Here is a 26,895-nt window from a genome sequence, read left to right on the forward strand (position 1 = left end):
TGATTAATAGATGTATATCGTCTTTTAAGATCGATTTTTATCCGATATAAAGGCGCCATGCTCACGCAGCCGTCCCAGGAGATTTTTCATGACCACTTTGCACAGCACCCCCCGCGCCGACGGCTTCTACATGCCTGCCGAATGGGCGCCACACACCCAAACCTGGATGATCTGGCCCGAGCGCCCGGACAACTGGCGCCTGGGCGGCAAGCCGGCGCAAGCCGCCCACGTGGCGGTGGCCAAGGCCATTGCACGCTTTGAACCGGTGACCGTGGCCGTCTCGGCCGGCCAGTACGAAAACGCCCGGGCGCGCCTGGACGTGCCGAATATTCGCCTGGTGGAAATGTCCAGCGACGACGCCTGGGTACGCGATACCGGGCCGACCTTCGTGATCAACAATACCGGCGAAGTGCGTGGCGTGAACTGGGACTTCAACGCCTGGGGTGGTTTTGACGGCGGCCTGTATTCGCCGTGGAACCGCGATGCCCAGGTGGGTGGCAAGATCCTCGAGATCGAGCGCAGCCCGCGTTATCGCACCGAAGGTTTTGTGCTGGAAGGCGGTTCGATCCATGTCGACGGCGAAGGCACCCTGATCACCACCGAAGAATGCCTGCTCAACCGCAATCGCAATCCGCACCTTCAGCGTGAGGAAATCGAAGCGGTGCTCAGCGCCAACCTGGCTGTGGATAAGATCATCTGGCTGCCGGATGGCCTGTTCAACGATGAAACCGACGGGCATGTGGATAACTTCTGCTGCTACGTGCGCCCGGGTGAGGTGTTGCTGGCCTGGACCGACGACCCGCAAGACCCTAACTACGCACGCTGCCACGCCGCCATGGATGTGCTGCAAAGCAGCACTGACGCCCAGGGGCGCCCGTTCACAGTGCATAAAATGCCGATCCCGGGGCCGCTGTATGCCACCGAGGAAGAATGTGCAGGCGTTGATCCGGTAGACGGCAGCCAGGAGCGCAATCCTAGCGTGCGGCTGGCCGGTTCCTACGTCAATTTCCTGATCGTCAACGGCGGCATCATCGCGCCGAGCTTCGACGACCCCCTGGACAGCCGCGCCAAGGAGATTCTGCAGAGCCTGTTCCCGCAGCACGAAGTGGTGATGGTGCCTGGCCGCGAACTGTTACTGGGGGGTGGCAACATCCACTGTCTGACCCAGCAGCAGCCGGCTCCGCACAAAAACTGAGTGCACTTGTAACAGCTTGATGCCGGATTGAACGGTAATCGGGCGTGTTGCAGTTTGCGCGCTTACAGCAAGCCCACGGCCCGTCAGGTTCGTGGGCTTTTTTGTGTCCATGTGCCTATAAACCGGGCACATTGGCATAGCTCTTGTATCGCTGTTGGGACAGAGAACACGGTGTATGACTAAGCGGTTCTGTCATAAACCTTGAGTAAGTTAGCCGCTCATGCAGTTGGAGAGAGCGCTGAAATGAATGCCGATATCAACCTGATGTACACGCGCACGTTCCACCCTTTGCGGGTGAACGGTGACGCGATCCATGCGCTGGCGCTCTGGTTGAAGGAAAACGGTTCAAGGCAGATCAGGACGCCCGACCCGCGCCGGGTGATGAGCGAACGGTACCCGGTGGGGCTGTTCAGCGAGGATGAGGTGCAGGCGTTGTGTGAATTGATGGGCACCTTGTAGGAGCGAGCTTGCTCGCGAAGGGCGTTAACGATGATGCGGGGAGCCTGACTCCCCGCAGCGACCTCAGGTTTTTCGCGAGCAAGCTCGCTCCTACAGGAACTGTTAGAAGCTGTAGGTACCGGTCACCACCAGGCTCCGAGGGTCGCCGAGCTGAATCTGCGCCGCACTGGTCGCTGACGCGTAGTACGTCTTGTCGCTGATATTGTTCAGCGCCGCCCGCACGTCCCATTCCTTCTGCCGGAACCCGGCCAGTGCATCCCAGCGCCCATAACCCGGCAACATCACCGTGTTGGCGTTATCCGCGTAACGATCACCCACCAATGTCAGCCCGGTTTCCGCATACCAACCCATCTCCGGTTTCCAGGTCACGAACAGGCTGGCATTACGCTTGGCCACGTCGCTGATGCGCTTGCCTTCAAAGCCATTGTTGTCCTTCACCACCTTGGCGTCCTGCACGCCAACCCCACCACGCACGTACCAGTTGCCGACGATCTTCCCGGTCGCGGTCAACTCCACGCCACGGGAGCGCTGCTCACCGCTGAGCAAGGTGATGGTCGGGTCCAGCGGGTCGCGGGTGCGGCGGTTGTAGAGTTCCAGTTCGTACACCGCCAGGGTGGTGCTCAGGCGGTCGTCGAGCCAGTCGCTCTTGACCCCGATTTCCTTCTGTTTGGTCAGCTCCGGGCTCAGGTCGTTGGCGTTGCCCGCCGCGTTGGGCGTGATGCCGATCAGGCCACCACCGGTAGGCGAGAAGGTCTTGCTCCACGAGGCATAGAACGAATGGTGTTCCAGCGGCGTCCAGACCAGGCCTACGCGCGGGCTGGTGCTGTGGCTCACGACCTGTTCCGAGGCGTTGGTCAGTTTGTTGGTGGACTCCACATCAAACCGGTCATAGCGCAAACCGGCGAGCAGTTGCCAATGGTCGTTCAGGCGCAGTTGGTCCTGCACATACAGGCCCTGGCTTTGCGCTTCGGTGTGACTGCTGCTGAAGGCCGGCAGGCGGCCGTAGTGGCGCAGGTCCGGGTTGGGGTTGTACACATCCACGCTCGGCACAGCGGCGAGGGGCGCTCGATAGAGTTTCGGGTCGCGGCGCTGGCTGCCCAACTCCACGCCGGTCAGCAAGCGATGCTCCAGGCCAAAGGTGGTGAAACCGCCTTCCAGCTCGACGTTGTTGGAGAGGTTGCGTGTGGTCAAGTCCTGCTGCCAGCGCTGGCGCCCGACCTTGTTGGTCTTTGGGTCGTAGCTGACGGCATAGGTGTTATCGAAGTCGCTGTCGAGGGTGAACACGCCCAACGTATGGCGCAGTTGCCAACTGTCGTTCAGCTCATAGGCAAGCCGGGAGCGCAGGGATTGGGACTTGTCGTCGATGTAATCGCGCTTGTCACCATAAGTAGTGCCGCGGCTGACATCCGCCGGGCGCCCGTTGGCTCCGGGAATGCCACGGTCCGGCGTGCGGTTGTAGCGGCTGTATTCGTACTGCACCAGCCAGTTCAGGTCCGGGGTCAGTTGCCAGCTCATGGACGGCGCAAACAGCTGGCGATTGCCGCTGACGCCATCGCGGAAACTGTTGTTGTCCTCGTTGCCCATGTTCAGGCGCAGGCTGATGTTATCGGTGGCGTCGGTGCTGAGGTCGGCGTACAGGCTGCGCAAATCATTGCTGCCGCCCTGGGCCTCGATGCTGGAGGCGCGACCCGCCTGGGGCAGCTTGCTCACGCGGTTGACGATGCCGCCCTGGCCGCCACGGCCGTACAACACCGCTGCCGGACCCTTGAGCACCTCGATACGCTCGATGTTGTGCAGGTCGCGCACGTATTGGCTGTCGTCGCGAATACCATCCAGATAGAAGTCGTTGCTGGCGTCGAAGCCACGGATGCGCAGGCTGTCGAAACGTGTGTCGGCGCCGCTGCTGACGTTGGGTACACCGCTCAACGCCTGGCCCAGGTCATTGGTCCCGTAAGAGCGCAGGTTGTCGGTTTTCACCGAGTCGATAGCCTGGGGTACATAACGCACGGGCGTAGCGGTGCGGGTGGCGGTGCTGGTTTCCTTGACGCGCGGGTCGTCCTCGTCGGCTTCAGCACTTACGGAGGTTTCCGGCAGGACGGTTGCAGCGCAGGCAAATCCGGCAGACAGCAGGACAGAGAGCCCAAGGGTAATGGGCGTCAGGCGGAGGGCAGGCATCGGGGTGTGTGTCCAAAAAAGGTTGGCAGGATAAAAGTGCGTTAATGGTAATGCTTACTATTTGCGCAGGTTATCTATTCCTAAACGTACCCTTCAGAAAAACTGTTACGGCGTATGTTTTCCAGGGTTATTCGACCGATTCTCGAAACAGTCTGAAAGCCAATCCAGGGTTTTTCCTAACTGTGCGTGAGACTAATCTGCCGGGCATCAACGCCCATCGGAGCCCTTCATGTCAGCTGCCACGCTTCACTATATTTACGACCCGCTGTGCGGCTGGTGTTACGGCGCCGAGCCGCTGCTGCACGCCGCCCATAGCGTGTTGCCGATCCAGTTGCACGGTGGCGGCATGATGACCGGCGCCAATCGCCAATCCGTATCGCCGCAGTTGCGTGACTACGTCATGCCCCACGACCGGCGTATCGCCGAGTACACCGGGCAACCCTTCGGAGAGGCATATTTCGAAGGCTTGCTGCGCGATCACGATGCGGTGTTCGATTCAGCCCCGCCGATTACTGCAGTACTGGCCGCCGAAAAAATCGCCGGTCGCGGCCTGGAGTTGCTGGCGCGTTTGCAGACTGCGCACTACGTCGAAGGCCGCCGAATTGCCGATCGCGACGTGCTGATTGATCTCGCCGAATCCATCGGTTTGGATCCTCAAGTCTTCAACGCCGCCTTCACTGAAATCCTCGGCGCAGCCACTCAAGCACACATCAAAAGCAGCCGCCAATGGCTGGCAAAAATCGGCGGCCAGGGCTTTCCCACGTTGGCCCTGGAGCAGGATGAGCAGCTGCACTTGATCGACATCAGCCCCTGGCTGGGCAAGCCCGAGGCCTTTGCTGAGTGGCTGAGACAAAGAGTCGCAATTTCGATTCAACCCACCCAATCGAGTGCACCAATGTGTGGCCTGCACGGGTGCGAGGATCCGAGAAGTGCTTGATAGAGCCTTGGAGGGTGATGGCCATTTAATCTCTCTTAGACTTTTTTAGCCTAAATACAGAAGATTCACGAAATTGACACACAGTAAAGGGCGCGGATAGGATTCGCCCCAACGCCTGTGGCTAACCGCCATGACTTCTCCAATAAAAAAAGGCCCGCGGCATATTCAGTCGTCCGCGGGCCTTTTTTTATCTGGAGAGTCGACACCAGAGAAGCAACACGGAGCCTGGTGTCACAGAGCGTACTCAACCAGTAATAAGGAATATAAGAAAATGTTGAAGCAACGGATGGGGCTGATCGCTCTGGGGATTTTGAGCGCTACGCAAGCAATGGCTGATGACCAATCCCAATCGAAGGGTTTTGTTGAAGACAGCCACCTGAACATCGCGGCACGCAACGCTTACATCAGCCGCGACTACAAAAACGGCAAGCAAGACAAAGCTGAATGGGGCCAGGGCTTCATCGGCAAGTTCGAATCCGGCTTCACCCAAGGCACCGTCGGTGTAGGTGTGGACGTGATCGGCCAATACGCCATTCGCCTGGATGGTGGTAAGGGTCGCAGCGGCGCGGGTGGTATCGACTTCTTCAAACAAGGCGACAGCGGCGCAGCTGCCGACGACCTGGCCAAGGGCGGCGCAGCCGTCAAGGCACGCATCTCCAACACCGTAATCAAATACGGTCAGCAGATGCCAGCCGTGCCGGTCCTGCAGTACGACAACTCCCGTCTGTTGTCGGAAACCTACGAAGGTACTTCGATCGTTTCCAAAGAAATCGCCGGCCTGCAACTGGACGCTGGTCACTTCACCAAGGAAGCTCGCAAGAGCGCCGAAGGTTCCGACAGTGGCGCGCTGAAAAGCATCGACTACATCGGCGGTAGCTACAAATTCACCGAAAGCCTGTCGGCAGCGCTCTACGCCTCCAACATGCAGGACGTGCTGAAGAAGCAATACGTCAACGTCAACTACGTGCTGGCCCTGCCAGAGAAGCAATCGTTGACCTTCGACTTCAACGGCTACAAAACCAAGCTGGACCGTAGCTTCGCCCTGGAAAACCAAGGTGATGCCGACGCTCGCGACAACAAAATCTGGAGCCTGGGCGCCACATGGGCCGTTGGCCCGCACAGCTTCACCGTGGCTCACCAGCGCAGCACCGGTGACACCGGTTACCTGTACGGCGGCTACCGCAACGCAGGCGGCATCGGCGACGGTGGCAACACCATCCTGCTGGCCAACTCCTACTGGTCTGACTTCAACGGCAAGGACGAGCGCTCCTGGCAAGCAGGCTACGGCCTGGACTTCAGCGCTTTCGGCGTGCCTGGCCTGACCTACAACATCGCTTACGTGCGCGGTACCAACATTGACGACGGTTCCAACCGCGGCAGTGGCACCGAGCGTGAGATCTTCAACCAGTTCAAATACGTGGTACAGAGCGGTCCGGCTAAAGACCTGAGCCTGCGGGCCCGTGCGTCGTGGTTGCGCGTTTCCAACAACGCCAGCAACTACAACGTGGGTGGTAACGAGATCCGCCTGTTCGCCGACTACCCAATCAACGTTTTCTAATTGATTCGGCGTCGCGCCTGATTCAAGGCGATAAAAAACCCCGACTGGTTCGGGGTTTTTTTATGCCTGCGATCCGGGCTATTGATTACACCGCATCACTAATGAAGTACTCCGCCCCACCTTTATCCACCTCAAGCAACCTCATAAATTGGCCTCACTGCCTGCCCACCACACCGATGGGCAAGTCACTGGAGCCTTGTCATGCCTTTTGTCAGCGTACGTATCACCCGCGACGGCGTCACCTCGGAGCAGAAAGCCCAGGTCATTGCCGAAATCACCGAAACCCTCGAGCGCGTCCTTAACAAACGCCCCGACCTGACCCACATCGTCATCGAAGAAGTCGACACCGATAACTGGGGCTACGCCGGCATCACCACCACCCAGTACCGCAAGCAGCTCGCGGAAAATCCGTCATGAGCACGCCCGTCACCATCGACTTCATCTCCGACGTGGTCTGCCCATGGTGCGCCCTGGGCGCCACTGCCCTGGAACAAGCCATCGCCCACCTGGCGGGCGAAGTGAAGGTTGAACTGACCTTCAAACCCTTCGAACTCAACCCCGACATGCCGGCCGAAGGTGAAAACGCCGTCGCCCACATGATGCGCAAATACGGGCGCAGCGCTGAAGAAGTCGCCAGCGGGAAAAGAATGCTGATGGAGCGCGGCGATGCCATCGGCTTCACCTTCGACCTGGAAAAACGCAGCCACTTCTACAACACCTTCGACGCTCATCGGCTGTTGTTTTGGGCGTTGCAGCAAGGGCGGCAGATCGAGCTGAAAAAGGCGCTGCTGCATGGGTATTTCACCGATGGCCAAAACGTCAGCGACCACGAAACCCTGGCCCGTTTAGCGGCCGAAGCCGGGCTGGAAATCAAAGGCGCACGACGGGTGCTGGGCTCTGCCGCCTACGGCAATGAAGTGCGCGAGCTTGAAGCGTTCTACCGCGAGCACGGCATCAACTCCGTACCGGCCATGGTCCTCAACGGCCGCCAGTGGGTCTCCGGATCGCAATCCGTCAGTGACTACGAACAGATGCTGCGGGAAATGTCCGCCGCGGCTGCTTGAACCATCCCCTTTTCTATATAGAGGTTTCATCATGAGCAATTCGAAAAAAGTCGTTGTGATCACCGGCGCATCCCAAGGCCTCGGCGCGGCTGCGGTCAAGGCTTACCGCGAGCTGGATTACCGCGTGGTTGCCACCTCCCGGTCGATCAAACCGTCGACGGATCCGGACATCTTCACCGTGGCGGGCGACATCGCCGACCCGGCCACCGCCGAGCGCGTGATCCGCGAAGGCGTGGCGCGTTTTGGCCGCATCGACAGCCTGATCAACAACGCCGGCATCTTCGTCGCCAAACCCTTCACCAACTACACCCACGAAGACTACGTGAACGTCCTGGCCGTGAACCTCAACGGGTTCTTCTATATCACCCAACTGGCGATTACCGAGATGCTGAAACAGGGCGCCGGGCACATCGTCAACATCACCACCAGCCTGGTGGACCACGCGATTGATGGCGTGCCATCGGTGCTGGCTTCGCTGACCAAAGGCGGACTGAACTCGGCGACCAAATCGCTGGCGATTGAATACGCCAAGCGCGGGATTCGAGTGAATGCGGTGAGCCCCGGGATTATCAAGACGCCGATGCATGGCGAAGAGACGCATGCGGCGCTGGGTAGCCTGCATCCGGTTGGGCATATGGGGGAGGCGCGGGATATTGCGCAGGCGATTGTGTACCTGGAATCGGCAGGGTTTGTGACGGGGGAAATTCTGCATGTCGATGGTGGGCAGAGTGCTGGGCACTAAGCGATACGGCTGAATAAAAAACGCCCCGAACCGTGATGGTTCGGGGCGTTTTTGTGGGTGGCGGGTTAGAGCCAAGCACTCTAAAACAAACAACAAAGATCAAATGTGGGAGCCGGGCTTGCCCGCGATGGCAATGGCCCAGCCAGCACACTCACAACCTGACACACCTACAGAATATTGCCCGGCGACTCCAACACCTTCACCACATCATCAATCACCGCCTTGCTCATCTCTTGCAGATAGTGCGAAGCCCAGGCGTACCGGTCCGTATCCCGAATCATCGCCGCGTCTTCCGCCAGCAGCTTGGCCACATGCAGTAAATCGGAAACGTGAGACAGCGCTTCCCGCAGGGAAACCCCGCTGTTAACGCGGAACAAAGGCTGGTCGGAATGAAATGAAAAAGGGGTAACGCCGAGGGTAGTGAAGCCAGACGGATTTGGAGCGTTCATCGGTAAAACTCCCATATCAAGTGAGAGCTACCACGTTCGTTCTCAGGCGAATGGGTGGCAGCTGTGCGCAGGCTGAGAACCGGAGATACAGGAACCCGGCAGACCCGAAGGTCTCCCACGCACAGCCGCCATTGCACGAAACTGCGGGCATAAAAAAGCGCCTGCAAATCGTGATTGGTGGCGCTGTTGCGCCTGCATCATGTCGGGTTCTCAGGCCCGGTCGCTGAATTGGCAGCGACGGGGGGAGGGTAGCGTGGTGGTGGATTGGGTGCAACTGGGCAGAGTGATGGGAGTTCAGGGGAGCAACTGACTTGTAATCAGTAGGTCCCGGGTTCGACTCCTAGTGCCGGCACCATACGCAGTAACGAAAAGCTCACCGAAAGGTGGGCCTTTTTTGTTTTCCAGATGTTTCGCGTTTTAAGCCAATGCTTCTAACCACATCGAATTGTGGGTAAAAGGTAACCCGCGCGCTGATTCTGAGCTTCAGAACAGGGAACTGACTACTTTCTACATACTGGATCGTTACCGCTGGAGAACCGATGAGCTTCTACATGATTACCTACGGGATGACTCAAATCGAAGAGCTTTTCGTTGGCGAGACAGAGGAAAATGCCGTAGCAAATGCGCGGGAACTCATCGACCAATGGCCCGAATACGCAGAGCTTTCAGACCAAGAAGTCGTAGATCTAGCCAAATCCGGACAAATGGAGTTTGACCTGGTCGAGATTCATGCCCCTTGGCCAATCGATGACGCCAATCGCAGCCATCTCATCGCTCTTTATGAGCAGCAAGGCAACTGAGATAGCTGTTAATTCGACTTTTCGTGCCGCACCATAAAAAACGAGCCCCCCGCAGAAATGCGAGGGCTTTGCTGTCTCTGGGGGTGTTCCTACCGAACATCCTGATCTGGCAGCCTCACTAATTTCCTAGTGATCAACTACCTGCTCCCACGTCCTTCTGCAACCCTTTCGAAAGCCCCAAGTTCTGTAACCGCGCTGGCATCGATCTTCGTATGCGAAATTTTGGGTTGAGGCGGAACCGTGTAGAGCGATAAATAAATCCGTCCCCTTTACGGTCCCCTTTACGTTGCGGTTGGTTTGAACTGCCCGGCAGGTGCAGTTATGCCGTCTTGGTCTTATTCATAGAAAAACCAAGCGGCGATGAATATCAATGTTGAAATGGCCAGGAAATCAAGGATCTTCGGCGGCTTTGGTTTTTTGGGCGGATCGTTAAACATCGGGTCTGGAAAGTAAGGCTTCATGATTCATAGGGCTGATTGATAGTGAGCGGTCTAGGTTGTTTCTTGGTTGTAAAAATATCCACGAAGAGACGTCTCCATCGCCGGTAGGAATCGTCTTTATTCATATTAGTGGCCGCTTATCGTCGTACCCGATAATTGTTGGGTGCTACGCGGTAATAGGTTCCAACTGTCCAGCCAGCAACGTGGCGGTTCCTGCATGGGTGATGAATTCACCGGCGCTATCCGGCTGCGGTTTCGGCCCATGCTTGTGTACGGCGATCGCCGTGTTCATCAAGCGTAAAGGGAACAGATTTATTTATCGCTCTGCACTGTCCCGCCTCAACCCAAAATTTCGCATCCAAATATCGATGCAAGCATGGTTACAGGAGTCGCGGCTTTAGAAAGGTTTGCAGAGGGGCGTGGTAGCAGGTAGATGGTCAGCAGGAAAGTAGTGAGGCTGCCAGATCAGGATCTACGGTAGGGACACCCCAGAAACAACAAAGCCCTCACATTTCTGCGAGGGCTTCGTTTTGTATGGTGCCGGCACCAGGAGTCGAACCCGGGACCTACTGATTACAAGTCAGTTGCTCTACCAACTGAGCTATACCGGCGTGTTAGGGCGACGATTATAGCGATTGGCAAGCTTCTGTAAACCCCTGAATTCTGACTATTTTTGCAGGCACAGAGGTTTTCTTGCATCCAGCTCATTTTGACCACTGGGGATGGCTTCCTCAGCCCGAAGGCCATCCAGGGTCAGCCCGTAAAAGAATGTGTTCCGATCAGTTGCCTTCATTACACGAATCCGCAAACTTCATGTACTCAAACACCTGCTTCTGCCCATGGGAATCCAGGTACGTCATTCGCGCATTCACCACGCCGCACGCCGCGCCGCCATCGTCCACAGTCGACAGCACTTGCTGAATATCCAGCTTGGGGCTGGCCTCGGCCTGGGCCGAGAAGGCGGCGATGTTGAGCAAGGCAAGCAAGCCGCTGGCGATGAAGGTGTTCCGGTTCATGGTGGTGTCCTCTGAGGTTCAATAGGAGTGTGTTGCGTTGGAGCCTATTGAGCACCTGGGAGGTATCCGGCCTATGTCATGCACCTCGGGGTTTTGCCTCGGCATGTATTGGAGATGGATTTCATACAACCTGATACACGAGCACAGCCATCAGAGGTATTTGCGGACATGCTCGGATCTGGCGAGGGCTAGTCATTAAATTGACCATTTACCGCTCGTCGTAAAGATTTCTTCAGAAAGACCAAAATAATGACACTTTCATTCCTTTGTCACAGAATGCGTACACAAAGGCGCCCACAAAAAGACCTGCGGTAAGCATCAGTACAGCTGACCTTTCACGTCTTTAAGATGCGTCGTGATGGAGTGTTGGCGATGAGCCGTACTGACGAACTTTTTGAGTTGTTTAATAAGACAACTGCCAATGATGTCCAGGGAATGGATTCGATGCTGCAATTTTTCGAAGACATGCCCATCGACGACAGCGCCAGTCTCAACATGGGCAGCGGCGCGTCGTTCCTCCGGCATTCTCCCTGTGCCAACGAGCAGTCCGGCGAAGCCGCGACCATTCGTGCGAATGTGGTGGCGCTGGTGTCGGTCAATGGCGGCGTTGGCCGCAGCACCCTGGCCACGGCGCTGAGCAGCGGTTTGCAGCGCCTGGGGCGGCCGGTGGTGGCGCTGGACCTGGACCCTCAAAACGCCCTCTATCACCACTTCGGCCTGAGCCACACTTTGCCCGGCATCGGGCGCACCAGCCTGCAGAACGAGCGCTGGAGCCAGATCCTTCATTCGGGCTTTGCCGGTTGCCAGGTGATCACTTTTGGCGAAACCGATATCCGTCAGCAGGAAGACCTGCAGCGTTGGCTCAAGCAGGAACCGCAGTGGTTGGCGCAGCACCTCTCGGCCCTCGGTCTGAGCGAGCAGGACACGGTGATCATCGACACCCCGGCAGGCAACAACGTCTATCTGCATCAGGCACTGAACGTGGCCGATGTGGTGCTGGTCATCGCCCAGGCGGATGCCGCCTCCCTCGGCACTCTGGAGCAGATGGAGCAGTTGCTGGCGCCACACATTGATCGTCAGCCGGCGCTGCGGTGCCACTTTGTGATCAACCAACTTGACGAGACTTCCGGCTTCAGCCTCGACATGGTCGAGGTGTTCAAGAAGCGCCTGGGTGGAAATCTGCTGGAAGTGGTGCACCGGGATTCGGCGATCAGCGAAGCCCTGGCCTACGGCAGCGACCCGCTGGATAGAGACACTGCAAGCATGGCCTGTGACGATCTCAATGAGCTTTGCCGGCTGCTGATTGCCCGCTGAAAAGACCGGGTTATGCCGCTAACGCCAGACGCTTATGCACAATCGGTTGGTTCAACCTGTCACGAAACAGCAATTTTGCGGAGGCGTTCTCATCACGCTACAACTGCCTGTTTTGCGTGCGTTTTATTTTGTGAATAAAAAATGACCAGTCAGCATTTTGCCCTGTAAAGCTTGCCGCCAGGGCTCGCAACAGAATTCCATCAACAGACTTATCCACAGGGCACGCTGCGACAAATTGCCCTTTAATTGCGCTCGGCAAGCAGCATCAGGTTACGCGGGGTCAGCGGTGTTTCGCAGAAGCTGCCGACTTGAACCCTGTAGCCGTTTTCTTCGAGAAACAATGCCCGGTCCAGCACTAGCCACATTTCCAACGGGCGCCGAAACAAACCACGCAGCAATTCCAGATTTCGCACGTGCGCCAAGCGCTGCCAGCCTTGGGCCTCCAGAACCGACCAATCCTGCTCGCCTGTGGATAATCCCTTGAGCACAGCCAGTTCCCGGCAGTAGTCGGCGAACGGCTTGGTCAGCCAGCTTGCAGGCAATGACGGGGTCGGCAGGTACTCGTCGCAACCGCGCAGTTGCCGCTGCAGCACATCAAAGCCCAACCGCCTGGCCATCGACGTATCGCGCTGCTGGCGTACGCGCGCGCCGGCGGTGACGGTTTCGCTCAACGGCAGGCCGAGGTCTTCCACTGATAAACGTAATGATGACGCCTGGGCCGCAATCGACAGCGGTTGATATTCCTGGGCGCGGATGCGGTTGTAGCAGCAGGGCGCCACAGCCAGTTGCTGGCAACCGGCGGCGCTGGCCAACTGGAGCAGGCGCACATGCAAGTCGCCGCACGCATGCAGCGCGACCGGAGTTTGGTCGCGGCTGATCTGCACGTCGGCCATCACGTCTTGCAGGCGATGGGTGACGGGCAATCGATGGTGCTCGCTGAGTGTTTGCCCTGAAGCAATCAGTGCTGGGTCATATTCCAGGCAGGTCAGTTGCTGCCCGGGTTGCAGCAGGCGGCGGCCGAGGTGGCCCTTGCCGGCGCACCAGTCGAGCCAATGTTGGGGTGGTTTAGAAAATTGCAGGGCAGCGCCGAAGGCTTCTATCTGCTGCCATTTACGGCCGGGTACATCGACGTTTAAGCGGTGGTGGGCGGCCGGCAGCGCAGTGGACGGTAAGTTATCCACAGCACCGAGACTCAGCGACTGGGCCGCCAGCTCGGGAAACGGCGCGGGCGCCGGCAGGTTATGAGGTTGGTTATGGTTGCTTTCCGCCTCAGCCAGCGAGCGTTGGCGCAGCCAGTGGGCCAGCTCGGGATGCTGCGCTTCCCACGGCAATTGCAGGTGGGTAAAGGGCCGTGGTCGCCACAGCCCTTGATGCTCGGTGAGAAACGCGTCCAGTGCCTGGAAGCGGGCGAGCAACGGCTCACCCGTCAACATGGCGTCAGCGCCCTTGGCAGGCATCAACCCGCAACCAGCGCTCCAGCAGCTTGAAGAAGCGCACCAAAACGTACGACATCAGCAGGTAGAACAACCCGGCAGCGAAGAAGATTTCCACCGGCAAGTAGGTGCGGGCAATGATCGTGCGGGCCATGCCGGTCAGTTCCAGCAAGGTCACGGTACTGGCCAGGGCGCTGGCCTTGAGCATCAGGATCACTTCGTTGCTGTAGGCCGGCAGGCCGATGCGCGCCGCACGCGGCAGGATGATGTAGAACAGCGCCTTGGGCTTGGACATGCCCAGCGCCCGCGCCGCTTCGATTTCACCCGGCGGGATGGCCTGGATCGCGCCGCGCAGGATCTCGGCGATATAGGCGGCGGTATGCAGGGTCATGGTGGCGGTGGCGCACCAGAACGGGTCCCGCAGGTACGGCCACATGAAGCTTTCACGCACGGCGTCGAACTGCGCCAGGCCGTAATACACCAGGAACAGCTGCACCAGCAGCGGTGTGCCCCGGAAGAAAAAGATGTAGCAGTAGGGCAGGGTGCGCACGTACCACAGGCGCGAAGATCGCGCGATGCCCAACGGGATTGCCAGCAGCAGGCCGGCGATCACGGCGATGGCCACCAGCTCCAGGGTCAGGGTTGCGCCCTGGGCCAGTTTCGGCAGCCACTTGATGATCACGGCCCAGTTCAGGCCAAGGTCGAAATGCGACAGCCAGCTGTAGTCGCCACTCATTGCGTGCTCCTCGCAAAGCCGCGCGCGGCACGTTTTTCCAGGAAGTGCATGCCGGTCATCGCCAGGACGGTGAGGCCCAGGTACATGAAAGCCGCGACCATAAAGAAGGTGAAGGGCTGCTTGGTGACGGTCACACCGATCTGCGCGTGGCGCATGATTTCTTCCAGGCCGATCACCGAAACCAGCGCGGTGTCCTTCATCAAAATCATGAACAGGTTGCCTAGGCCCGGCAGGGCGATACGCCACATCTGCGGCATGATCAACCGGGTGAAGATCCGGAACTTCGACAAGCCCAGTGCGACACCGGCTTCACGGTGACCTTTGGGAATGGCGAGGATCGCGCCGCGGAAGACTTCCGTGGCGTAGGCGCCAAAGCACAGGCCCAGGGCGATAACACCGGCGGCGAAGGCGCTGAGGGACAGGTCGGGGTTGCCGAAAAACTCTCCGAGGGCACGCATCAAATTGACCGTACCGAAGTAGATCAGCAGTACCCACAGCAGTTCCGGAATGCCGCGAACCAGGGTGGAGTAGGCACCGCCAAGCCATTGCAGCGGCTTGTACGGGGAAGTCTTGGCCAGGGCACCGGCCAGGCCGAGCACCAGCCCGAGGCACAGGGCGGTGAGCGCCAGCTTGACGGTCATCAGCGCGCCGGCGGCGAGCGCCGGGCCGAATCCGTAGAGGTCGAAATTCATGGTTTAGTCGTTTCGCAAGGCAAAGCTCAGGACCGGCGCACTCAAGCGAGCGCGCCGGGCAGGCCATTCAGGATCACTCGATACTGAAAGGGAAGTACTTGTCGTTGATCTTTTTGTAGGTGCCGTCGGCTTTGATTTCTGCCAGGGCTTTGTTCAAGCGCTCGCGCAGTGGGTCGCCTTTGCGTACGGCGATACCGATCTTGTCGCTCTCAACCACCGGATCGCCCTTGAATTCGTAGGCGGAGCCGTCTTTGCTTTTCAGCCACTCGTATTGCACGTACTTGTCGGCGAGTATCCCGTCCAGGCGGCCGGAAGTCAGGTCGAGGTAGGCGTTTTCCTGGGTGTCGTAGAGCTTGGCGGTGGTGTCCGGCAGCTTGTCTTCCAGGTAGGTACCGGCCAGCGTCGCGCGCTGTGCACCGATGATCTTGCCCTTCAGGTAGTCCGCGTCGGTCTTGAAGTCTTTGGTGGCTTTAGGCGCGATGAACTGCAGCTTGTTGGAGTAGTACGGGTCGGTGAAGTCGACGGCCTGCTTGCGTTCATCGGTGATGGACAGCGAGGAGACCAGGAAGTCGAACTTCTTGGCGTTCAGGGCCGGGATGATGCCGTCCCAGTCCGAGACATACACTTCGCACTTCTCGACTTTCATCTTCGCGCACAGGGCGTCGCCGATGTCTTTGTCGAAGCCGACGACGTTGCCGCTGGCATCTTTATTGTTGAACGGCGGGTAGGCCGCCTCGATCCCCATTTTCAAGGTCTCGGCCATCGCCGTGGCGCTGAACGCCATCGAAACGGCGGCAGCCAGGATGAATTTTTTATAGTTCTGCATGCATGTTGCTCCGTTAGCGGTTGCTGGACATGAATTGTTTGCAGCGCGCCGAAAGCGGGTTTTCAAACACCTGCTGTGGCGATCCTTGCTCTTCGACCAGGCCCTGGTGCAGGAACACCACTTCACTGGACACCTGACGGGCGAAGCCCATTTCATGGGTGACCAGCAGCATGGTGCGGCCCTCTTCGGCCAGTGCGCGGATCACATTAAGTACTTCCTGAACCATTTCCGGGTCAAGGGCCGATGTCGGCTCGTCGAACAGGATGACTTTGGGCTGCATGGCCAGGGTGCGGGCGATCGCGGCGCGTTGCTGCTGGCCGCCGGACAATTGCGCGGGGTAGGCGTGGCGCTTGTCACTGATGCCGACCTTGGCCAGCAAGGCTTCGGCGATTTCGATGGCTTCGGCCTTGCTCTGGCCGAGCACCCGGCGCGGCGCCTCGATGATGTTGTCGAGGACGCTCATGTGCGGCCACAGGTTAAAGTTTTGAAACACAAAACCGATTTCGCTGCGCAGGCGGTTGATCTGTTTGCCGTCGGCGGCAACCAGCTCGCCGTTTTTTGCGGCCTTGAGCTTGAGTTCTTCACCGGCCACCAGGATTTGCCCCTGATGCGGGTTTTCCAGGAGGTTGATGCAGCGCAGGAACGTGGACTTGCCGGAACCGGAGGAACCCAGGATCGAGATCACATCGCCGTCGCGGGCGGTCAGCGAGATGCCTTTAAGCACCTCAAGCTCACCATAGCGTTTATGCAAGTTGCGGATTTCAAGCGCGGGCGTGGCCTCAGCCATGTGCGGTCCTCATTGTGTTCATTGCGCTCCTGCTGTTGGCCCGCCTTCCTGGCGAGGCGCCAAGCTAGCATAGCGTTTGGATGACAGCCAACAGCCCTGCAGGCGGTAAACAGACGGTGTGCGGCAGGGTGTCGCATCGGCACAGCAGTGTGTCGCGCCATCAACAACCGAACAGCCGTTTGAACCCGGATGCCTACAGGCTTCGCGTAAAAAAGGGCGCGATGGTGCCAGCTTTGGCCGGGTGTTGGAAGGGTTAAACCGGCGAACGGTCCTTATCAGCCCTTTAATGGGGCGTCACGTACAATTTGTGTGTGTTTTTGGTGCGCCTGTTCGTACTTCAAGTGGGTCGCACAGTAACGCTATAGCGGAATGCCATTAGTCTCAGTGACTTACGAGAGCTGTTGAGTTTCCCTACAGGCCGCGTCAATCGCGGCCCTGTAACATTTTGGCGCAAATCTTGCGTAAAAAATAAAGAACGCCCCGTTGGTTTCTTTTCACGAGAAAGACGTCAGGCCGGGTGGACCGTATTCGCAATTCCTCGTAAAGGTGTGTCAATGAGTAGTACGCAAAGCTCCAATGACCTCGAACAGGGGCTCAAACCGCGTCACGTCACCATGCTGTCGATTGCCGGCGTTATTGGTGCCGGTTTGTTTGTCGGCTCCGGCCACGCGATTGCTGCCGCAGGCCCGGCCGTGCTGCTGGCGTATGCGGCCGCCGGTACGCTGGTGGTGTTGGTGATGCGCATGCTGGCCGAGATGGCCGTGGCATCCCCGGACACGGGTTCGTTCTCTACTTATGCCGACCGTGCGATTGGTCACTGGGCCGGTTTCACCATCGGCTGGCTGTACTGGTGGTTCTGGGTGCTGGTGATTCCACTGGAAGCCAACGCCGCTGCGACCATCCTCCATGCCTGGTTTCCCAACGTGGCGATCTGGGCCTTCACCCTGATCATCACTTTGCTGCTGACCGCGACCAACCTGTTCAGCGTAAAGAACTACGGCGAGTTCGAGTTCTGGTTTGCGCTGATCAAAGTGGTGGCGATCATTGGCTTTGTGATCCTCGGCATCCTGGCGATCTTCGGCTTCCTGCCGGGAAGTCAGGTCAGCGGCGTTTCGCACCTGTTCGACACCCAGGGCTTCCTGCCAAACGGCATGGGCGCGGTGTTGGCGGCGATCCTGACCACGATGTTCTCGTTCATGGGCACCGAGATCGTGACCATCGCGGCCGCTGAATCGAAGAACCCTGGCCAGCAGATCTCCAAGGCCACCAACTCGGTGATCTGGCGGATCGGCTTGTTCTACCTGGTGTCGATCTTCATCGTGGTGGCCCTGGTGCCATGGAATGATCCTGCGCTGGCAGCGGTCGGTTCCTACCAGACGGTGCTGGAACGCATGGGTATCCCGAATGCCAAGCTGATCGTTGACCTGGTGGTGTTGGTGGCCGTGACCAGCTGCCTGAACTCGGCGCTGTACACCGCTTCACGCATGATGTTTTCCCTGGGCCGTCGCGGTGATGCACCGGCGGTGTCCAAGATCACCAACAAGAGCGGCACGCCTTACTGGGCAGTGTTGCTGTCTACCGGCGCGGCGTTCCTGGCGGTATTCGCCAACTACGTGGCTCCGGCGGCGGTGTTTGAATTCCTGCTGGCCAGCTCCGGCGCCATCGCGCTGCTGGTGTACCTGGTGATCGCCGTGTCGCAACTGCGCATGCGCCAGAAGCGCACGGAAGCGGGCGAGAAGATTGCCTTCAAGATGTGGCTGTTCCCGGGCCTCACCTATGCGGTGATCGTGTTCATCGTGGGCGTGCTGACGATCATGTTGTTCCAGGACGCGCATCAGGTGGAGATCATGGCCACCGGGATTCTGAGCTTGCTGGTGATTGCGGCGGGGCTGATTGTGTCGCGTCGGCGCAAGGGCCGGAAGATTGGGGCGGCGGTGCTTAACTGACGGAGTGCTTTCGTCGCAATACCGTTGATCAAATGTGGGAGCGGGCTTGCTCGCGAATGCGGTGGATCAGTCGACATTTGAGTTGACTGACACACTGCCTTCGCGAGCAAGCCCGCTCCCACATTTCGTTTTGTATCAGTCTTCGGAATTCACCAGCGCCTGTGACGCCGCGACGTAATCAGCCTGAAACTCCGGCGATTCAATCCACGCCAGCGCTGCCGCTTCATCCTCGATATCCGTGGCCCATTGGCGATACTCGATCAGCGCCGCGAGGATAAAGTCGGTCGCTTCCTCTTCACCTTCCTGCTCCAGCACCACCGCCAACAGCGGGTGCGCCAGGAACACCGCACACAGCGCTTGTTGGCTGGTTTCGCCAGCGGTGCGCATTTCCAGGAACAGCTCGGTCAAATCCACCGACTCAAGATCGATGCGGCTGTCATCGCCGGCAAAGGCGTCCGGCTTGGTCGCGACGGCGCGTTGGGTACGGTTCTGCTTGGCCTTGGCTTTTGCCCGGTGGGCGCGTTTTTGCTGCTTGTTCGGCGAGGCCATGGGCTCACGTCCTTGGTGTCAGGATCTGGGGGTGGGGTATTGAAGCGCAGGTCTGGGGAAATCCCAAGGCTTTCTAGGTGCGATCCGTCACTTGGCGCCCCGGCGTACCGTTGGCCAACTCTCCCCGCTGTAGCCATGCCAATGCAATCGGCCACAACCGATCCTGATATTGGCTACGAAAGAACGCGAAATGCCCGACCTCTTTTTCGCCGATATCTTCAGGGGTGATCCGCAGATGCGTGCGCTCGCTGCCTTTGAAATAACCCAGCAGGCGCTCGATTGCCGCCACCGTGCCAAACGGATCGTCGGTAATGCTAATCGCCAATACCTGTGCCTTCACCCGGGAAAACGGCAACTCACCCAAGGCCCGTCCGCTGGGGCGCTGTTCATAACCCGGCGTCGGCGTGCTCCAATCGCGTACCACACCCGCCGGCGTATCCTCGAGCCAGCCCATGCGCTTGCCCGGGAAGTAGCCAAAAAACGCAGTCATCAATGGCATCACCACATGCCATTTGGCAAACATCCGCCAGCGCCCGCTCGCCTCGTAGTCGCGCCAGTAGGCAAACTGCGCGCCTACCGTCACCAGGCGCCGAATTACCGCGCCGGAAGCCCCGAGTCCCGCCGCACATCCGCCAAAACTGTGCCCGACCACATCAATCGGCTGGCCGGCAAACTCCCGCTGTGCCCGCTGCAGGATCGCTTCGAAGTCCAGCACGCCCCAATCCGACCACGAGGCCTTGAACCCTTTCAGCGAGCCACTGCGGGATTCGCCGATGCCGCGGTAGTCGTAGGTGATGACGTCGAAGCCATTGGCAAACAGGTAATCGGCAAACCGTGAGTAGTGACGGCAGCGTACAGAGGTAGCGGCGTTGATGATGACGACCGGGCGTTCATGGTCTGTGCGCGGATGGCGCCACGTGAAGCCGCCGATGGAATGCCCATCGGCTGTGGACTCGCGGAATGCTTCGGCTTGAGGACGGGCTGGCAGGTTCATGAGCAGGCTCGATCATTGCGCTTTCGATGGGGTGTCAAAGGCCCGTGCGCAGTTTTATAAGAAGTCGAAACTAACAAATTTCTGCTACGAAGACCCCGGGGATTTTTCTGAGGCTCGACCTGAGCGGCACAGATGCCTAGGCTTAGACCCTTTCGCCCACCAGAGCCGGCCCATGACCCGCGACACCCTCGAACAAAACCAGATCGCCCTCTACTTTGCCAGTGGGCTGCTCGCCGTCGTTGTCGGCCTGGTGGCGCCATCCATGGCCCAAAGCCTGGGCACCCTGGTGACACCTGCCATCGCCGTGTTGATGTATGCGATGTTCCTGCAAATCCCGTTTCTGGACCTGCGCCAGGGCCTGGGCAACAAACGCTTCATGGCCGCGTTGCTGTTGGCCAACTTCATCCTGATCCCGCTGCTGGTGTGGGCGTTGACCCGTGGCCTGGCGGATCACCCGGCGATTCTGATCGGCGCGTTGCTGGTGCTGCTGACGCCATGCATCGACTACGTGGTGGTGTTCACTCATATCGGCAAGGGTGACTCGCGGCTGATGCTTGCGGCGACCCCGGTTCTGTTGCTGCTGCAACTGTTGCTGTTGCCGGTGTATCTGGGAGTGATGTTGGGGGCGCAGTCGCAGGTGGTGGTGGCGGTGGGGCCCTTTGTCGAGGCCTTCTTGCTGCTGATCGTTGCACCGATGATTCTGGCGGTGTTGACGACTTCCCTGTCCCGGCGATCGGGCCTTGTCAGCGCCTGGAATGATGCGTGGGCCTGGCTGCCTGTCCCGGCCATGGCGCTGGTGCTGATGGTGGTGATCGGTTCGCAGATTACTGCTGTGGTCCGCGATATCGGCCTGCTGGCGCCGGTGATCCCGGTGTATATCGGCTTCCTGTTATTGGCACCGCTGATGGGGGCATTGGCTTCGCGACTGTTCAAGCTACCGGCGACCACGGCGCGGGCGGTCACCTTCAGCGCGTCCACCCGCAATTCCCTGGTGGTACTGCCGCTGGCGCTGGCATTGCCTGAAGACATCCGCGGGCTTGCCGCCGCTGCGGTGATCACGCAAACCCTGGTGGAACTGGTGGGAGAGCTACTCTACATCCGGCTGGTGCCGCTGCTGATCTGGCCCGCTCGTCGTTAGGCGGATGAATGTTTGATTCCGTTCAGGGGGCATTCAGCGTGGGGTTCGGCAACATGGCCCGGTTTACCCCACCTGACAGGCTGAATAATGGATCAACACAATCGCTTTCGAATGGAATCGCTGGGCATTTTCGTTATCGCCTTGCTGCTGTTTACCCTGGGCATCTGGGACCAGCAGCCACAAGGCTTCGACGGCCGCTGGGCCGTGTTCATGCAAGAGATGTTTCGCCACGGCGCGAGCCTGTTCCCTACCACCTACGGTGAGCCTTACCCGGACTACCCGGGCACCGCGACCTACCTCAGCTACCTTTTTGCCCGCATGTTCGGCGCGCCCAACGACCTGGCTAACGTGATGCCCACCGCCTTGGCGTCGGCCGGGGTCATGGCGCTGATCTACCGCTTGCTGGTGCCGTCCGGCCGGGCGTGGGCGCTGCTGACGGTGCTGCTCACCGCATTGACCGCGCAATTGCTGGAGAAGTCGCGCTCGGTGTGCCTGGACCAGATGGTCTCGTTGTTGTGCCTCGGTGCTTTCTACCTTTTGCATACCGGCGAGCGCATGGGTTCGAGGCTGCGCCAATATGCGGTCTTTCCGTTGTTCGTGGTGGCGTTTGCCATTCGCGGGCCGCTGGGGCTGATTGAGGTGTGCGGGGTGGTGTGTGTCTACTGGGCGCTGGGCCCCGCTCGCACTCGGCAAGAGCGAATGGGCGTGCTGAAAAAGGTCATTGCCCATGGCGTGATCGGCCTGATCCTGCTGGCCGGCTGTTGGTGGTTGCTATTGAAGCTGGCGCGGATCAGCGGTGGCGAAGCCTTCGTCGATGATGTGCTGCGGATGCAGTTCGCCGGGCGCCTCGACGAATCCGGTGAGGCGTTCTACTTCTACTTCAAGCTGAGCCTGTACCGTTACTTCCCGGTGGTACCGCTGGCACTGGCAACGATGATTGCCCTGCGCCACAAATGGTCGATGCGTAACGACGATGCCGACGTGCAGTTGATGCTGCGCCTGGCCGCCTGCGGCCTGATGATTTTGGCGGGCTTGTCCATCCCGCACTTCAAGCGCGCCTATTACATCGTGCCGATGGTCCCGATGTTTGCTGCTGTAGCCGCCTATGGCCTGCTCCAGGCCCAAGGCTGGCTGCTCAGGGTGCGTCGTGGCTATGAGTGGCTGGTGGCTGTGTTACCGGTGCTGGGCATCGTGGTGGTGTTCGTCTGTCGGCACCTGTGGCACAAGCACGGTTACTGGCCGGACGTTTCCGTGCCTGCGTTGGTGGGTGTGCTGATTGTGTTGCAACTGGCAGCGGTGATTGCCTGGCGCCGTTTGCAGGGCAGTCTCGGCCAGCGTTTGGTGGTGCTCAGCCTTATTGCGCTGGTCACCCAATGGCTGGTGCTCGTCGTGGTGGTGGAGCCAGCCAAGGACCTGCAATACGACACCAAGAACTTCGTTGGCGCGGTGGAGAGGCTGCGTGCCGATAATCCCGGAACGTTGGTGTTTGTCGATCTGGCCAAAGACACCTGGGCGATTCGCTACATCATGAACCTGGATCACGATGAGCAGCCGTTGTTCATCGGGCGCAACGAACCGTTGCTGGTGGACACGCTGCCGCGCCCCGCCTGGGTGATTGTGGAGCGCAAGCAAACCGCATTGCTGAGCGGCACGCCGCTGGAGCATATGGCGCCGGTGTTCAATGGGCGGTTGAATGACAACCCGCTGCTGGTGTTTTTGGTGAGGTGAGTGCGGGGTGGGGCTGGCAATCAGCCTCAGGCCTGTCTATGGCTTGGGGCTGGAGATGCTCTTGGCCCTTCGCGATTAGATGAAAGTGAACGGCCACAAATCCCAGACAACAAAAAACCCGCACTAGGCGGGTTTCTTGTGTGTTTCAGATGACGTTTGCACCACCTGAATCTAATTAGTGGTGCCCAGAGACGGAATCGAACCGCCGACACGGGGATTTTCAATCCCCTGCTCTACCGACTGAGCTATCTGGGCAACGGGGCGCATTAAACGGGTTTTTCAGGGGGTCGTCAAGCAAGTTTTCAAAAAATATTTAATTATTACCGTCGCTTACGGACCAACCCCCACATTTGATCAATTATTCAGCAGGTGGCACGTAGCCGTCGGCCTTGGCGTAATCTTCGCCGGAAAAGAACTTGTCCATCTCGCCCTGCAGGTATTTGCGGTCTTCGGCGTTCATCATGTTCAGGCGTTTTTCGTTGATCAGCAGGGTCTGGTGCTTTTGCCAGTCGGCCCAGGCCTTGGCGGAGACGTGATCGAAGATGTCCTGGCCCTTGGCGCCGGGGAACGGAGCGCGTTCCAGGGCGGGCAATTCTTCGTGGTACTTGCGGCAGATGATGGTGCGGGTCATGACGGAACTCCTGCGTTCAATGCTTCAGCCGCGCGCTTCAGCAGTTTCTTGACCGGGGCGGCAAGGCCCAGGCGCGGCGGGGTGGCGAGGTTATACCAGAGCCAGTCAGCCTCGGCCACGTGATGGGCAGACTCCTGGACCTGGACCAGCCAGGGTTCGATAGCCAGTTGGAAGTGGCTGAAGGTGTGGATCAGGCTCGGCAGTTCCTGTTGCTCGCCCAGCGCCAGCGAGTGCTGGTTGGCCAGGTGCTCCAGGTCGCTCAAGTCATCCAGCTCCGGCAAGCTCCACAAACCGCCCCACAGGCCTGTGGAAGGGCGACGGTAAAGCAGAATCGCGCCCTCGCCATTGGCCAGCATCGGCATCAGCGTGCGCTTCTGGGGCACGGTCTTGCGCGGCTTGGGGATCGGGTAGCGGGTTTCCAGGCCGAGCATGTGGGCTTCGCAGCCCTTTTCCAGCGGGCACAGCAGGCAACTGGGTTTACTGCGGGTGCAAAGGGTGGCGCCCATGTCCATCATCGCCTGGGTGTAGGCGTTGACGCGGTCGTGGGGCGTAAAGCGCTCTGCGGTGGCCCACAGCTGCTTGGCGACCTTAGGCTCGCCCGGGTAACCCTCTTGCGCGGTAAAGCGCGCCAGCACGCGTTTGACGTTGCCATCGAGGATCGGCGCCCGCAGGCCCATGCTCAGGCTGGCAATCGCGCCAGCGGTAGATAGGCCGATGCCCGGCAATTCGGTGAGCTTTTCGACGTCACGGGGAAACTCGCCGCCGTATTCGGCCACGACGATCTTTGCGGTCTTTTGCAGGTTGCGCGCCCGGGTGTAGTAACCCAGCCCGGTCCACAGGTGCAGCACCTCGTCTTCCGGTGCGGCGGCCAGGGCTTCGACCGTTGGCAATGACGCCATGAACCGGTCGAAGTAGTTCAGCACGGTGCTGACCTGAGTCTGCTGCAACATGATCTCCGAGACCCACACCCGGTAAGGCGTGATGCCCTGTTGCCAGGGCAGGTCGTGGCGACCGTGGCGGTCGTACCAGTCCAGCACCGCCTCTGAAAATTCCTCGTTTCTCATCGCTTGAACAGACCCTTCAACGCGTCTTTCAACTGTGGATTGACCTTGTCGAGCTTCTGCTCAAGCTTCTCGCTGAGCTTGTTGCCCGCCGCCTTGATGGCGACCTGGCTCAAGCCGTCCTTGTCCAGGCGGCACGCCTTGGCGCCCAGTTCCAGCGGGCCACGGCAGCGCAGCGGGACTTCGATGTTCTGGAAGTTGGAGCCCACTTGGCAAGCCGGGTCCGGCACTTCGCGCTGGTCGCCTTCGACGATGATGCCGACGCGGTAGTCCATGCCCAGTACGCGCAGGTCGACGTCACCGTCGCCGTTGACGGTCAGGCCCGGGATGCGCACTTTGAGGTCGGGGTTGCTGGCCACGCCGTTGCGGAAGGTCAGGTTGCCCTTGAGCTCCTGGAACGGGGTGTCCTTGCCGCGCTGCTCGCCGCTGAGGGTCTTGCGGTTGAGCAGGGCGATGCCGGTGCACAGCTGTTGCTCAAGGTTGGCGTTGAGCAGTACACCGTTGTTGATCGCGAAGCTGGCGGTACCGTTGAGGCTGTCGATCAGGGCTTTCTGGCTATTGCCGCGGCCATTGAGGTTGCTGTCGAGGGTGAGCTGGCCCTTCACCGGCGGGTTCTGCCCCTGGGCTTGCAGGATGCGTTCGATCGGTACTTGCTTGATGCGCGTTTGCAGCGCCAGCAGCGGGATGTCCTGACGCACGTCAAGGTTGCCGTTGGCCTGGAAGGTGCCGTTGTAGAGGCCGCCGCTCAAGGTGTCGAGCTTGAGCTGACCATCGAGGCCGGAGGCTTTCAGGGCGGCGTTCTGGATCGGCAGATGGCTCAGGGTCAACTGACCGAAGGACAGGTCGGCGTTCACGTCCAGGGTGCGCAGGCGGGTCAGTGGCAGCAGCTTGTCGTTGCTCCACGCGGCCTTGGTCGGCGCGTCGGGCAGCGGTGTGGTGCCCCCGGCCGCCATGGCGCCGGCTTCGCTGTTCTGTACTTCAGCCTGGCGCGCGGCCGCAGCGCCTTTGGCGGCTTCGGACTTGGCCGGCAGGTAGTTGTCGGCGTTGAACGTATCGGCCTTGAGCTGCACTCGCAGGGATTGCTTGGCGAAATCATCCACGGCCACGCGCCCGGTAAAGGTGCTGTCGTCGAGTTTCAGGTTGAGGTCTTCAAGCGCCAGGCTGGTCGGTGTGCCCTTGAGGCGGCTGACCAGTTCGACCTTGCTCAGGCTGCCTGCGGCCATCGGTGGCAGTGGATTGCCGACGCTGTCGAGGAACTTGGCCAGGTCAAACTGGGCAATCGACAGGGCGCCATTGAGCTGCGGAGTTTTGTCCAGGTCGTTGACCTTCAGCTCGCCCAGGGCGCGCAGTTGGTTCAGCGACAGCTTCATGTTGGTCCATTCGGCGATGTTGGCGGCAAGGTCCACCAGCAATTGGCCCTGGGTCGAAAAGGTCACGGTCTTGCCTTGCAGCGGCTCGCCCGTGGCTTCGCCACTGAGTTTCATGTCTTCGAACTGGTAACGCTGGAGGGCGCGCTGAATGCGCAGGTTGCCGTTCAACTCGGTCTTGACGCGCATCAGCGGCTGGTTGGTGCCGAGGAATGCGGTGAGTTTCAGTGGGATGCTTGCACCTTCGTGCACCGCGCCGGCGCTCAATTGGATGCTTTCGGCGCTGAACTGCTTGCCGCTCTGCTCATCGTTGTATTCGACGCGGGCGTTATTGATGGTCAGGCTGTCGATGTCCAGGCGGATCGGCTGCGGTGGCTTTTCAGGCTTGGGCGGCGTGGCCGCTTCAGTGACGGCGGGCGCACTGGTGGCGGTGGCCGGGTCCGGCACATTCTTGCCGATGTCTTCCCAGTTGCCGTGGCCATGCACGTCTTTGTTCAGGCGCAGGTTCAGGCCTTCGACACGCACGTCGCTCATCTGCACTTCACGGCGTAACAGAGGCAGCACGCGAACAGACAGGCCGAGCATCTGCAAATCGGCAAACGGTTGGGTCGGGTTGGTCAGGGTCGCAACGCTGGCCTCGTGCAGTTCCAGGCCTAGCCAGGGGAACAGGCTCCAGCCGATGTCGCCATTGAGCGTCAGCTCGATGTGAGCCTTGTCGCGGGCAATCTGGCGAATCTCGTCTTTGTAGTCGTTGGGATCGAAGAGATGGGTCAGGGCAAAGCCTAGAGCCACAATGATCAGCAACAGCCCGAGAAGTACCAGACCCAGGATTTTGCCGAACGCTTTCATGGGCGAGTC

General features: G+C 59.5%; 25 protein-coding genes and 2 tRNA genes. 12 read left to right on the top strand and 15 right to left on the bottom strand.

Annotation, left to right across the window (positions count from 1 at the left end; all coding sequences use genetic code 11):
* Window positions 1-88 precede the first annotated feature (88 nt).
* A complete protein-coding gene (gene aguA / locus ACUN0G_RS00520) occupies window positions 89-1,195 on the top strand; it encodes an agmatine deiminase (RefSeq protein WP_445572473.1) in 1,107 nt (368 codons plus the stop codon).
* A 243-nt stretch (window positions 1,196-1,438) separates the two neighbouring features.
* Complete coding sequence (locus tag ACUN0G_RS00525; protein ID WP_167663014.1) at window positions 1,439-1,654, top strand: hypothetical protein; 216 nt, start codon at window positions 1,439-1,441, stop codon at window positions 1,652-1,654.
* A gap of 102 nt (window positions 1,655-1,756) precedes the next feature.
* Here ACUN0G_RS00525 and ACUN0G_RS00530 read toward each other — a convergent pair whose 3' ends face one another.
* On the bottom strand, window positions 1,757-3,829 hold the full coding sequence (locus ACUN0G_RS00530; protein ID WP_445572474.1) for a TonB-dependent receptor: 2,073 nt from the start codon (window positions 3,827-3,829) through the stop codon (window positions 1,757-1,759).
* 229 nt (window positions 3,830-4,058) lie between these two features.
* Between ACUN0G_RS00530 and ACUN0G_RS00535 the strand changes: the two genes are divergently transcribed.
* The 5 genes from ACUN0G_RS00535 (at window position 4,059) to ACUN0G_RS00555 (ending at window position 8,130) form a co-directional block, all read left to right on the top strand.
* Window positions 4,059-4,766 carry a DsbA family protein gene (locus ACUN0G_RS00535; RefSeq protein WP_445572475.1) on the top strand — a complete coding sequence of 236 codons (708 nt, stop codon included), beginning with the start codon at window positions 4,059-4,061 and terminating at the stop codon, window positions 4,764-4,766.
* 271 nt (window positions 4,767-5,037) lie between these two features.
* A complete protein-coding gene (locus ACUN0G_RS00540) occupies window positions 5,038-6,324 on the top strand; it encodes an OprD family porin (protein ID WP_421524631.1) in 1,287 nt (428 codons plus the stop codon).
* A 201-nt stretch (window positions 6,325-6,525) separates the two neighbouring features.
* The gene (locus ACUN0G_RS00545; RefSeq protein ID WP_003218111.1) at window positions 6,526-6,741 is read left to right on the top strand and encodes a tautomerase family protein; all 216 of its coding nucleotides are present in this window, start codon (window positions 6,526-6,528) and stop codon (window positions 6,739-6,741) included.
* The gene (locus ACUN0G_RS00550) at window positions 6,738-7,388 is read left to right on the top strand and encodes a DsbA family oxidoreductase (protein ID WP_445572476.1); all 651 of its coding nucleotides are present in this window, start codon (window positions 6,738-6,740) and stop codon (window positions 7,386-7,388) included. Before ACUN0G_RS00545 ends, ACUN0G_RS00550 begins: the two co-directional genes overlap by 4 nt.
* A 31-nt stretch (window positions 7,389-7,419) precedes the next feature.
* Window positions 7,420-8,130, top strand: coding sequence for an SDR family NAD(P)-dependent oxidoreductase (locus ACUN0G_RS00555; RefSeq protein ID WP_445572477.1), 711 nt, complete (start codon window positions 7,420-7,422; stop codon window positions 8,128-8,130).
* A gap of 167 nt (window positions 8,131-8,297) precedes the next feature.
* On the opposite strand, the gene ACUN0G_RS00560 is transcribed toward ACUN0G_RS00555, so the two are convergent.
* A complete protein-coding gene (locus ACUN0G_RS00560) occupies window positions 8,298-8,579 on the bottom strand; it encodes a DUF3077 domain-containing protein (protein ID WP_445572478.1) in 282 nt (93 codons plus the stop codon).
* Window positions 8,580-9,118: 539 nt separating this feature from the next.
* On the opposite strand from ACUN0G_RS00560, the gene ACUN0G_RS00565 reads away from it, so the two are divergent.
* A complete protein-coding gene (locus tag ACUN0G_RS00565) occupies window positions 9,119-9,379 on the top strand; it encodes a hypothetical protein (protein WP_445572479.1) in 261 nt (86 codons plus the stop codon).
* A gap of 975 nt (window positions 9,380-10,354) precedes the next feature.
* Here ACUN0G_RS00565 and ACUN0G_RS00570 read toward each other — a convergent pair.
* Window positions 10,355-10,430, bottom strand: a tRNA-Thr gene (locus ACUN0G_RS00570).
* 168 nt (window positions 10,431-10,598) lie between these two features.
* A complete protein-coding gene (locus tag ACUN0G_RS00575; protein ID WP_258343235.1) occupies window positions 10,599-10,835 on the bottom strand; it encodes a DUF2790 domain-containing protein in 237 nt (78 codons plus the stop codon).
* Window positions 10,836-11,207: 372 nt separating this feature from the next.
* On the opposite strand from ACUN0G_RS00575, the gene bcsQ reads away from it, so the two are divergent.
* Window positions 11,208-12,149, top strand: a complete 942-nt coding sequence (gene bcsQ, locus ACUN0G_RS00580) for a cellulose biosynthesis protein BcsQ (protein WP_445572480.1) — start codon at window positions 11,208-11,210, stop codon at window positions 12,147-12,149.
* 242 nt (window positions 12,150-12,391) lie between these two features.
* Here the strand turns inward: bcsQ and ACUN0G_RS00585 are convergent, their stop codons facing one another.
* The 5 genes from ACUN0G_RS00585 to ACUN0G_RS00605 all read right to left on the bottom strand — a co-directional run bounded on the left by ACUN0G_RS00585 (window position 12,392) and on the right by ACUN0G_RS00605 (window position 16,623).
* Complete coding sequence (locus ACUN0G_RS00585) at window positions 12,392-13,606, bottom strand: methyltransferase (protein ID WP_445572481.1); 1,215 nt, start codon at window positions 13,604-13,606, stop codon at window positions 12,392-12,394.
* Entirely contained in the window at window positions 13,587-14,276 is a 690-nt protein-coding gene (locus ACUN0G_RS00590; RefSeq protein ID WP_177071123.1) for an ABC transporter permease, read from the bottom strand. Before ACUN0G_RS00590 ends, ACUN0G_RS00585 begins: the two co-directional genes overlap by 20 nt.
* Before the next feature lie 38 nt (window positions 14,277-14,314).
* Window positions 14,315-15,010 carry an ABC transporter permease gene (locus ACUN0G_RS00595; protein WP_034117272.1) on the bottom strand — a complete coding sequence of 232 codons (696 nt, stop codon included), beginning with the start codon at window positions 15,008-15,010 and terminating at the stop codon, window positions 14,315-14,317.
* Between the two features lie 73 nt (window positions 15,011-15,083).
* On the bottom strand, window positions 15,084-15,836 hold the full coding sequence (locus tag ACUN0G_RS00600) for an ABC transporter substrate-binding protein (RefSeq protein WP_445572482.1): 753 nt from the start codon (window positions 15,834-15,836) through the stop codon (window positions 15,084-15,086).
* A gap of 13 nt (window positions 15,837-15,849) precedes the next feature.
* Window positions 15,850-16,623: an ABC transporter ATP-binding protein gene (locus ACUN0G_RS00605; protein WP_017478155.1), complete on the bottom strand. Its 774-nt coding sequence runs from the start codon at window positions 16,621-16,623 to the stop codon at window positions 15,850-15,852.
* A gap of 554 nt (window positions 16,624-17,177) precedes the next feature.
* Between ACUN0G_RS00605 and gabP the strand changes: the two genes are divergently transcribed.
* On the top strand, window positions 17,178-18,569 hold the full coding sequence (gene gabP, locus ACUN0G_RS00610) for a GABA permease (protein WP_445572483.1): 1,392 nt from the start codon (window positions 17,178-17,180) through the stop codon (window positions 18,567-18,569).
* A 135-nt stretch (window positions 18,570-18,704) separates the two neighbouring features.
* Here the strand turns inward: gabP and ACUN0G_RS00615 are convergent, their stop codons facing one another.
* Both ACUN0G_RS00615 and ACUN0G_RS00620 read right to left on the bottom strand, forming a co-directional pair.
* Complete coding sequence (locus ACUN0G_RS00615) at window positions 18,705-19,118, bottom strand: hypothetical protein (RefSeq protein WP_445572484.1); 414 nt, start codon at window positions 19,116-19,118, stop codon at window positions 18,705-18,707.
* A gap of 73 nt (window positions 19,119-19,191) precedes the next feature.
* A complete protein-coding gene (locus ACUN0G_RS00620; RefSeq protein ID WP_445572485.1) occupies window positions 19,192-20,112 on the bottom strand; it encodes an alpha/beta hydrolase family protein in 921 nt (306 codons plus the stop codon).
* A gap of 172 nt (window positions 20,113-20,284) precedes the next feature.
* On the opposite strand from ACUN0G_RS00620, the gene ACUN0G_RS00625 reads away from it, so the two are divergent.
* Together ACUN0G_RS00625 and ACUN0G_RS00630 are read left to right on the top strand one after the other, a co-directional pair.
* Complete coding sequence (locus ACUN0G_RS00625) at window positions 20,285-21,250, top strand: arsenic resistance protein (RefSeq protein WP_445572486.1); 966 nt, start codon at window positions 20,285-20,287, stop codon at window positions 21,248-21,250.
* 87 nt (window positions 21,251-21,337) lie between these two features.
* Window positions 21,338-22,978: an ArnT family glycosyltransferase gene (locus ACUN0G_RS00630; protein WP_445572487.1), complete on the top strand. Its 1,641-nt coding sequence runs from the start codon at window positions 21,338-21,340 to the stop codon at window positions 22,976-22,978.
* A 179-nt stretch (window positions 22,979-23,157) separates the two neighbouring features.
* On the opposite strand, the gene ACUN0G_RS00635 is transcribed toward ACUN0G_RS00630, so the two are convergent.
* The 4 genes from ACUN0G_RS00635 to ACUN0G_RS00650 all read right to left on the bottom strand — a co-directional run bounded on the left by ACUN0G_RS00635 (window position 23,158) and on the right by ACUN0G_RS00650 (window position 26,886).
* Window positions 23,158-23,233, bottom strand: a tRNA-Phe gene (locus tag ACUN0G_RS00635).
* 103 nt (window positions 23,234-23,336) lie between these two features.
* Window positions 23,337-23,609, bottom strand: coding sequence for an oxidative damage protection protein (locus tag ACUN0G_RS00640; protein WP_017478164.1), 273 nt, complete (start codon window positions 23,607-23,609; stop codon window positions 23,337-23,339).
* Window positions 23,606-24,673 (bottom strand): A/G-specific adenine glycosylase, encoded by a 1,068-nt coding sequence (gene mutY / locus ACUN0G_RS00645; protein ID WP_445572488.1) that lies wholly within the window; start codon window positions 24,671-24,673, stop codon window positions 23,606-23,608. The genes ACUN0G_RS00640 and mutY overlap by 4 nt, the downstream gene beginning before the upstream one ends.
* On the bottom strand, window positions 24,670-26,886 hold the full coding sequence (locus ACUN0G_RS00650) for an AsmA family protein (RefSeq protein WP_445572489.1): 2,217 nt from the start codon (window positions 26,884-26,886) through the stop codon (window positions 24,670-24,672). The genes mutY and ACUN0G_RS00650 overlap by 4 nt, the downstream gene beginning before the upstream one ends.
* Window positions 26,887-26,895 lie beyond the last annotated feature (9 nt).

This window comes from Pseudomonas sp. 32A, assembly GCF_052682255.1.

Excerpts from the sequence above, each read along its gene's own strand:
- ACUN0G_RS00605 (WP_017478155.1), bottom strand. The coding sequence starts at position 16,623 with ATGGCTGAGGCCACGCCCGCGCTTGAAATCCGCAACTTGCATAAACGC.
- ACUN0G_RS00575 (WP_258343235.1), bottom strand. The coding sequence starts at position 10,835 with ATGAACCGGAACACCTTCATCGCCAGCGGCTTGCTTGCCTTGCTCAAC.
- ACUN0G_RS00630 (WP_445572487.1), top strand. The coding sequence starts at position 21,338 with ATGGATCAACACAATCGCTTTCGAATGGAATCGCTGGGCATTTTCGTT.
- ACUN0G_RS00615 (WP_445572484.1), bottom strand. The coding sequence starts at position 19,118 with ATGGCCTCGCCGAACAAGCAGCAAAAACGCGCCCACCGGGCAAAAGCC.
- ACUN0G_RS00535 (WP_445572475.1), top strand. The coding sequence starts at position 4,059 with ATGTCAGCTGCCACGCTTCACTATATTTACGACCCGCTGTGCGGCTGG.
- ACUN0G_RS00525 (WP_167663014.1), top strand. The coding sequence starts at position 1,439 with ATGAATGCCGATATCAACCTGATGTACACGCGCACGTTCCACCCTTTG.
- mutY (WP_445572488.1), bottom strand. The coding sequence starts at position 24,673 with ATGAGAAACGAGGAATTTTCAGAGGCGGTGCTGGACTGGTACGACCGC.
- ACUN0G_RS00565 (WP_445572479.1), top strand. The coding sequence starts at position 9,119 with ATGAGCTTCTACATGATTACCTACGGGATGACTCAAATCGAAGAGCTT.
- gabP (WP_445572483.1), top strand. The coding sequence starts at position 17,178 with ATGAGTAGTACGCAAAGCTCCAATGACCTCGAACAGGGGCTCAAACCG.
- ACUN0G_RS00650 (WP_445572489.1), bottom strand. The coding sequence starts at position 26,886 with ATGAAAGCGTTCGGCAAAATCCTGGGTCTGGTACTTCTCGGGCTGTTG.
- ACUN0G_RS00545 (WP_003218111.1), top strand. The coding sequence starts at position 6,526 with ATGCCTTTTGTCAGCGTACGTATCACCCGCGACGGCGTCACCTCGGAG.
- ACUN0G_RS00585 (WP_445572481.1), bottom strand. The coding sequence starts at position 13,606 with ATGCCTGCCAAGGGCGCTGACGCCATGTTGACGGGTGAGCCGTTGCTC.
- ACUN0G_RS00625 (WP_445572486.1), top strand. The coding sequence starts at position 20,285 with ATGACCCGCGACACCCTCGAACAAAACCAGATCGCCCTCTACTTTGCC.
- ACUN0G_RS00600 (WP_445572482.1), bottom strand. The coding sequence starts at position 15,836 with ATGCAGAACTATAAAAAATTCATCCTGGCTGCCGCCGTTTCGATGGCG.
- ACUN0G_RS00540 (WP_421524631.1), top strand. The coding sequence starts at position 5,038 with ATGTTGAAGCAACGGATGGGGCTGATCGCTCTGGGGATTTTGAGCGCT.
- ACUN0G_RS00550 (WP_445572476.1), top strand. The coding sequence starts at position 6,738 with ATGAGCACGCCCGTCACCATCGACTTCATCTCCGACGTGGTCTGCCCA.
- ACUN0G_RS00640 (WP_017478164.1), bottom strand. The coding sequence starts at position 23,609 with ATGACCCGCACCATCATCTGCCGCAAGTACCACGAAGAATTGCCCGCC.
- ACUN0G_RS00555 (WP_445572477.1), top strand. The coding sequence starts at position 7,420 with ATGAGCAATTCGAAAAAAGTCGTTGTGATCACCGGCGCATCCCAAGGC.
- bcsQ (WP_445572480.1), top strand. The coding sequence starts at position 11,208 with ATGAGCCGTACTGACGAACTTTTTGAGTTGTTTAATAAGACAACTGCC.
- ACUN0G_RS00530 (WP_445572474.1), bottom strand. The coding sequence starts at position 3,829 with ATGCCTGCCCTCCGCCTGACGCCCATTACCCTTGGGCTCTCTGTCCTG.
- ACUN0G_RS00620 (WP_445572485.1), bottom strand. The coding sequence starts at position 20,112 with ATGAACCTGCCAGCCCGTCCTCAAGCCGAAGCATTCCGCGAGTCCACA.
- aguA (WP_445572473.1), top strand. The coding sequence starts at position 89 with ATGACCACTTTGCACAGCACCCCCCGCGCCGACGGCTTCTACATGCCT.
- ACUN0G_RS00595 (WP_034117272.1), bottom strand. The coding sequence starts at position 15,010 with ATGAATTTCGACCTCTACGGATTCGGCCCGGCGCTCGCCGCCGGCGCG.
- ACUN0G_RS00560 (WP_445572478.1), bottom strand. The coding sequence starts at position 8,579 with ATGAACGCTCCAAATCCGTCTGGCTTCACTACCCTCGGCGTTACCCCT.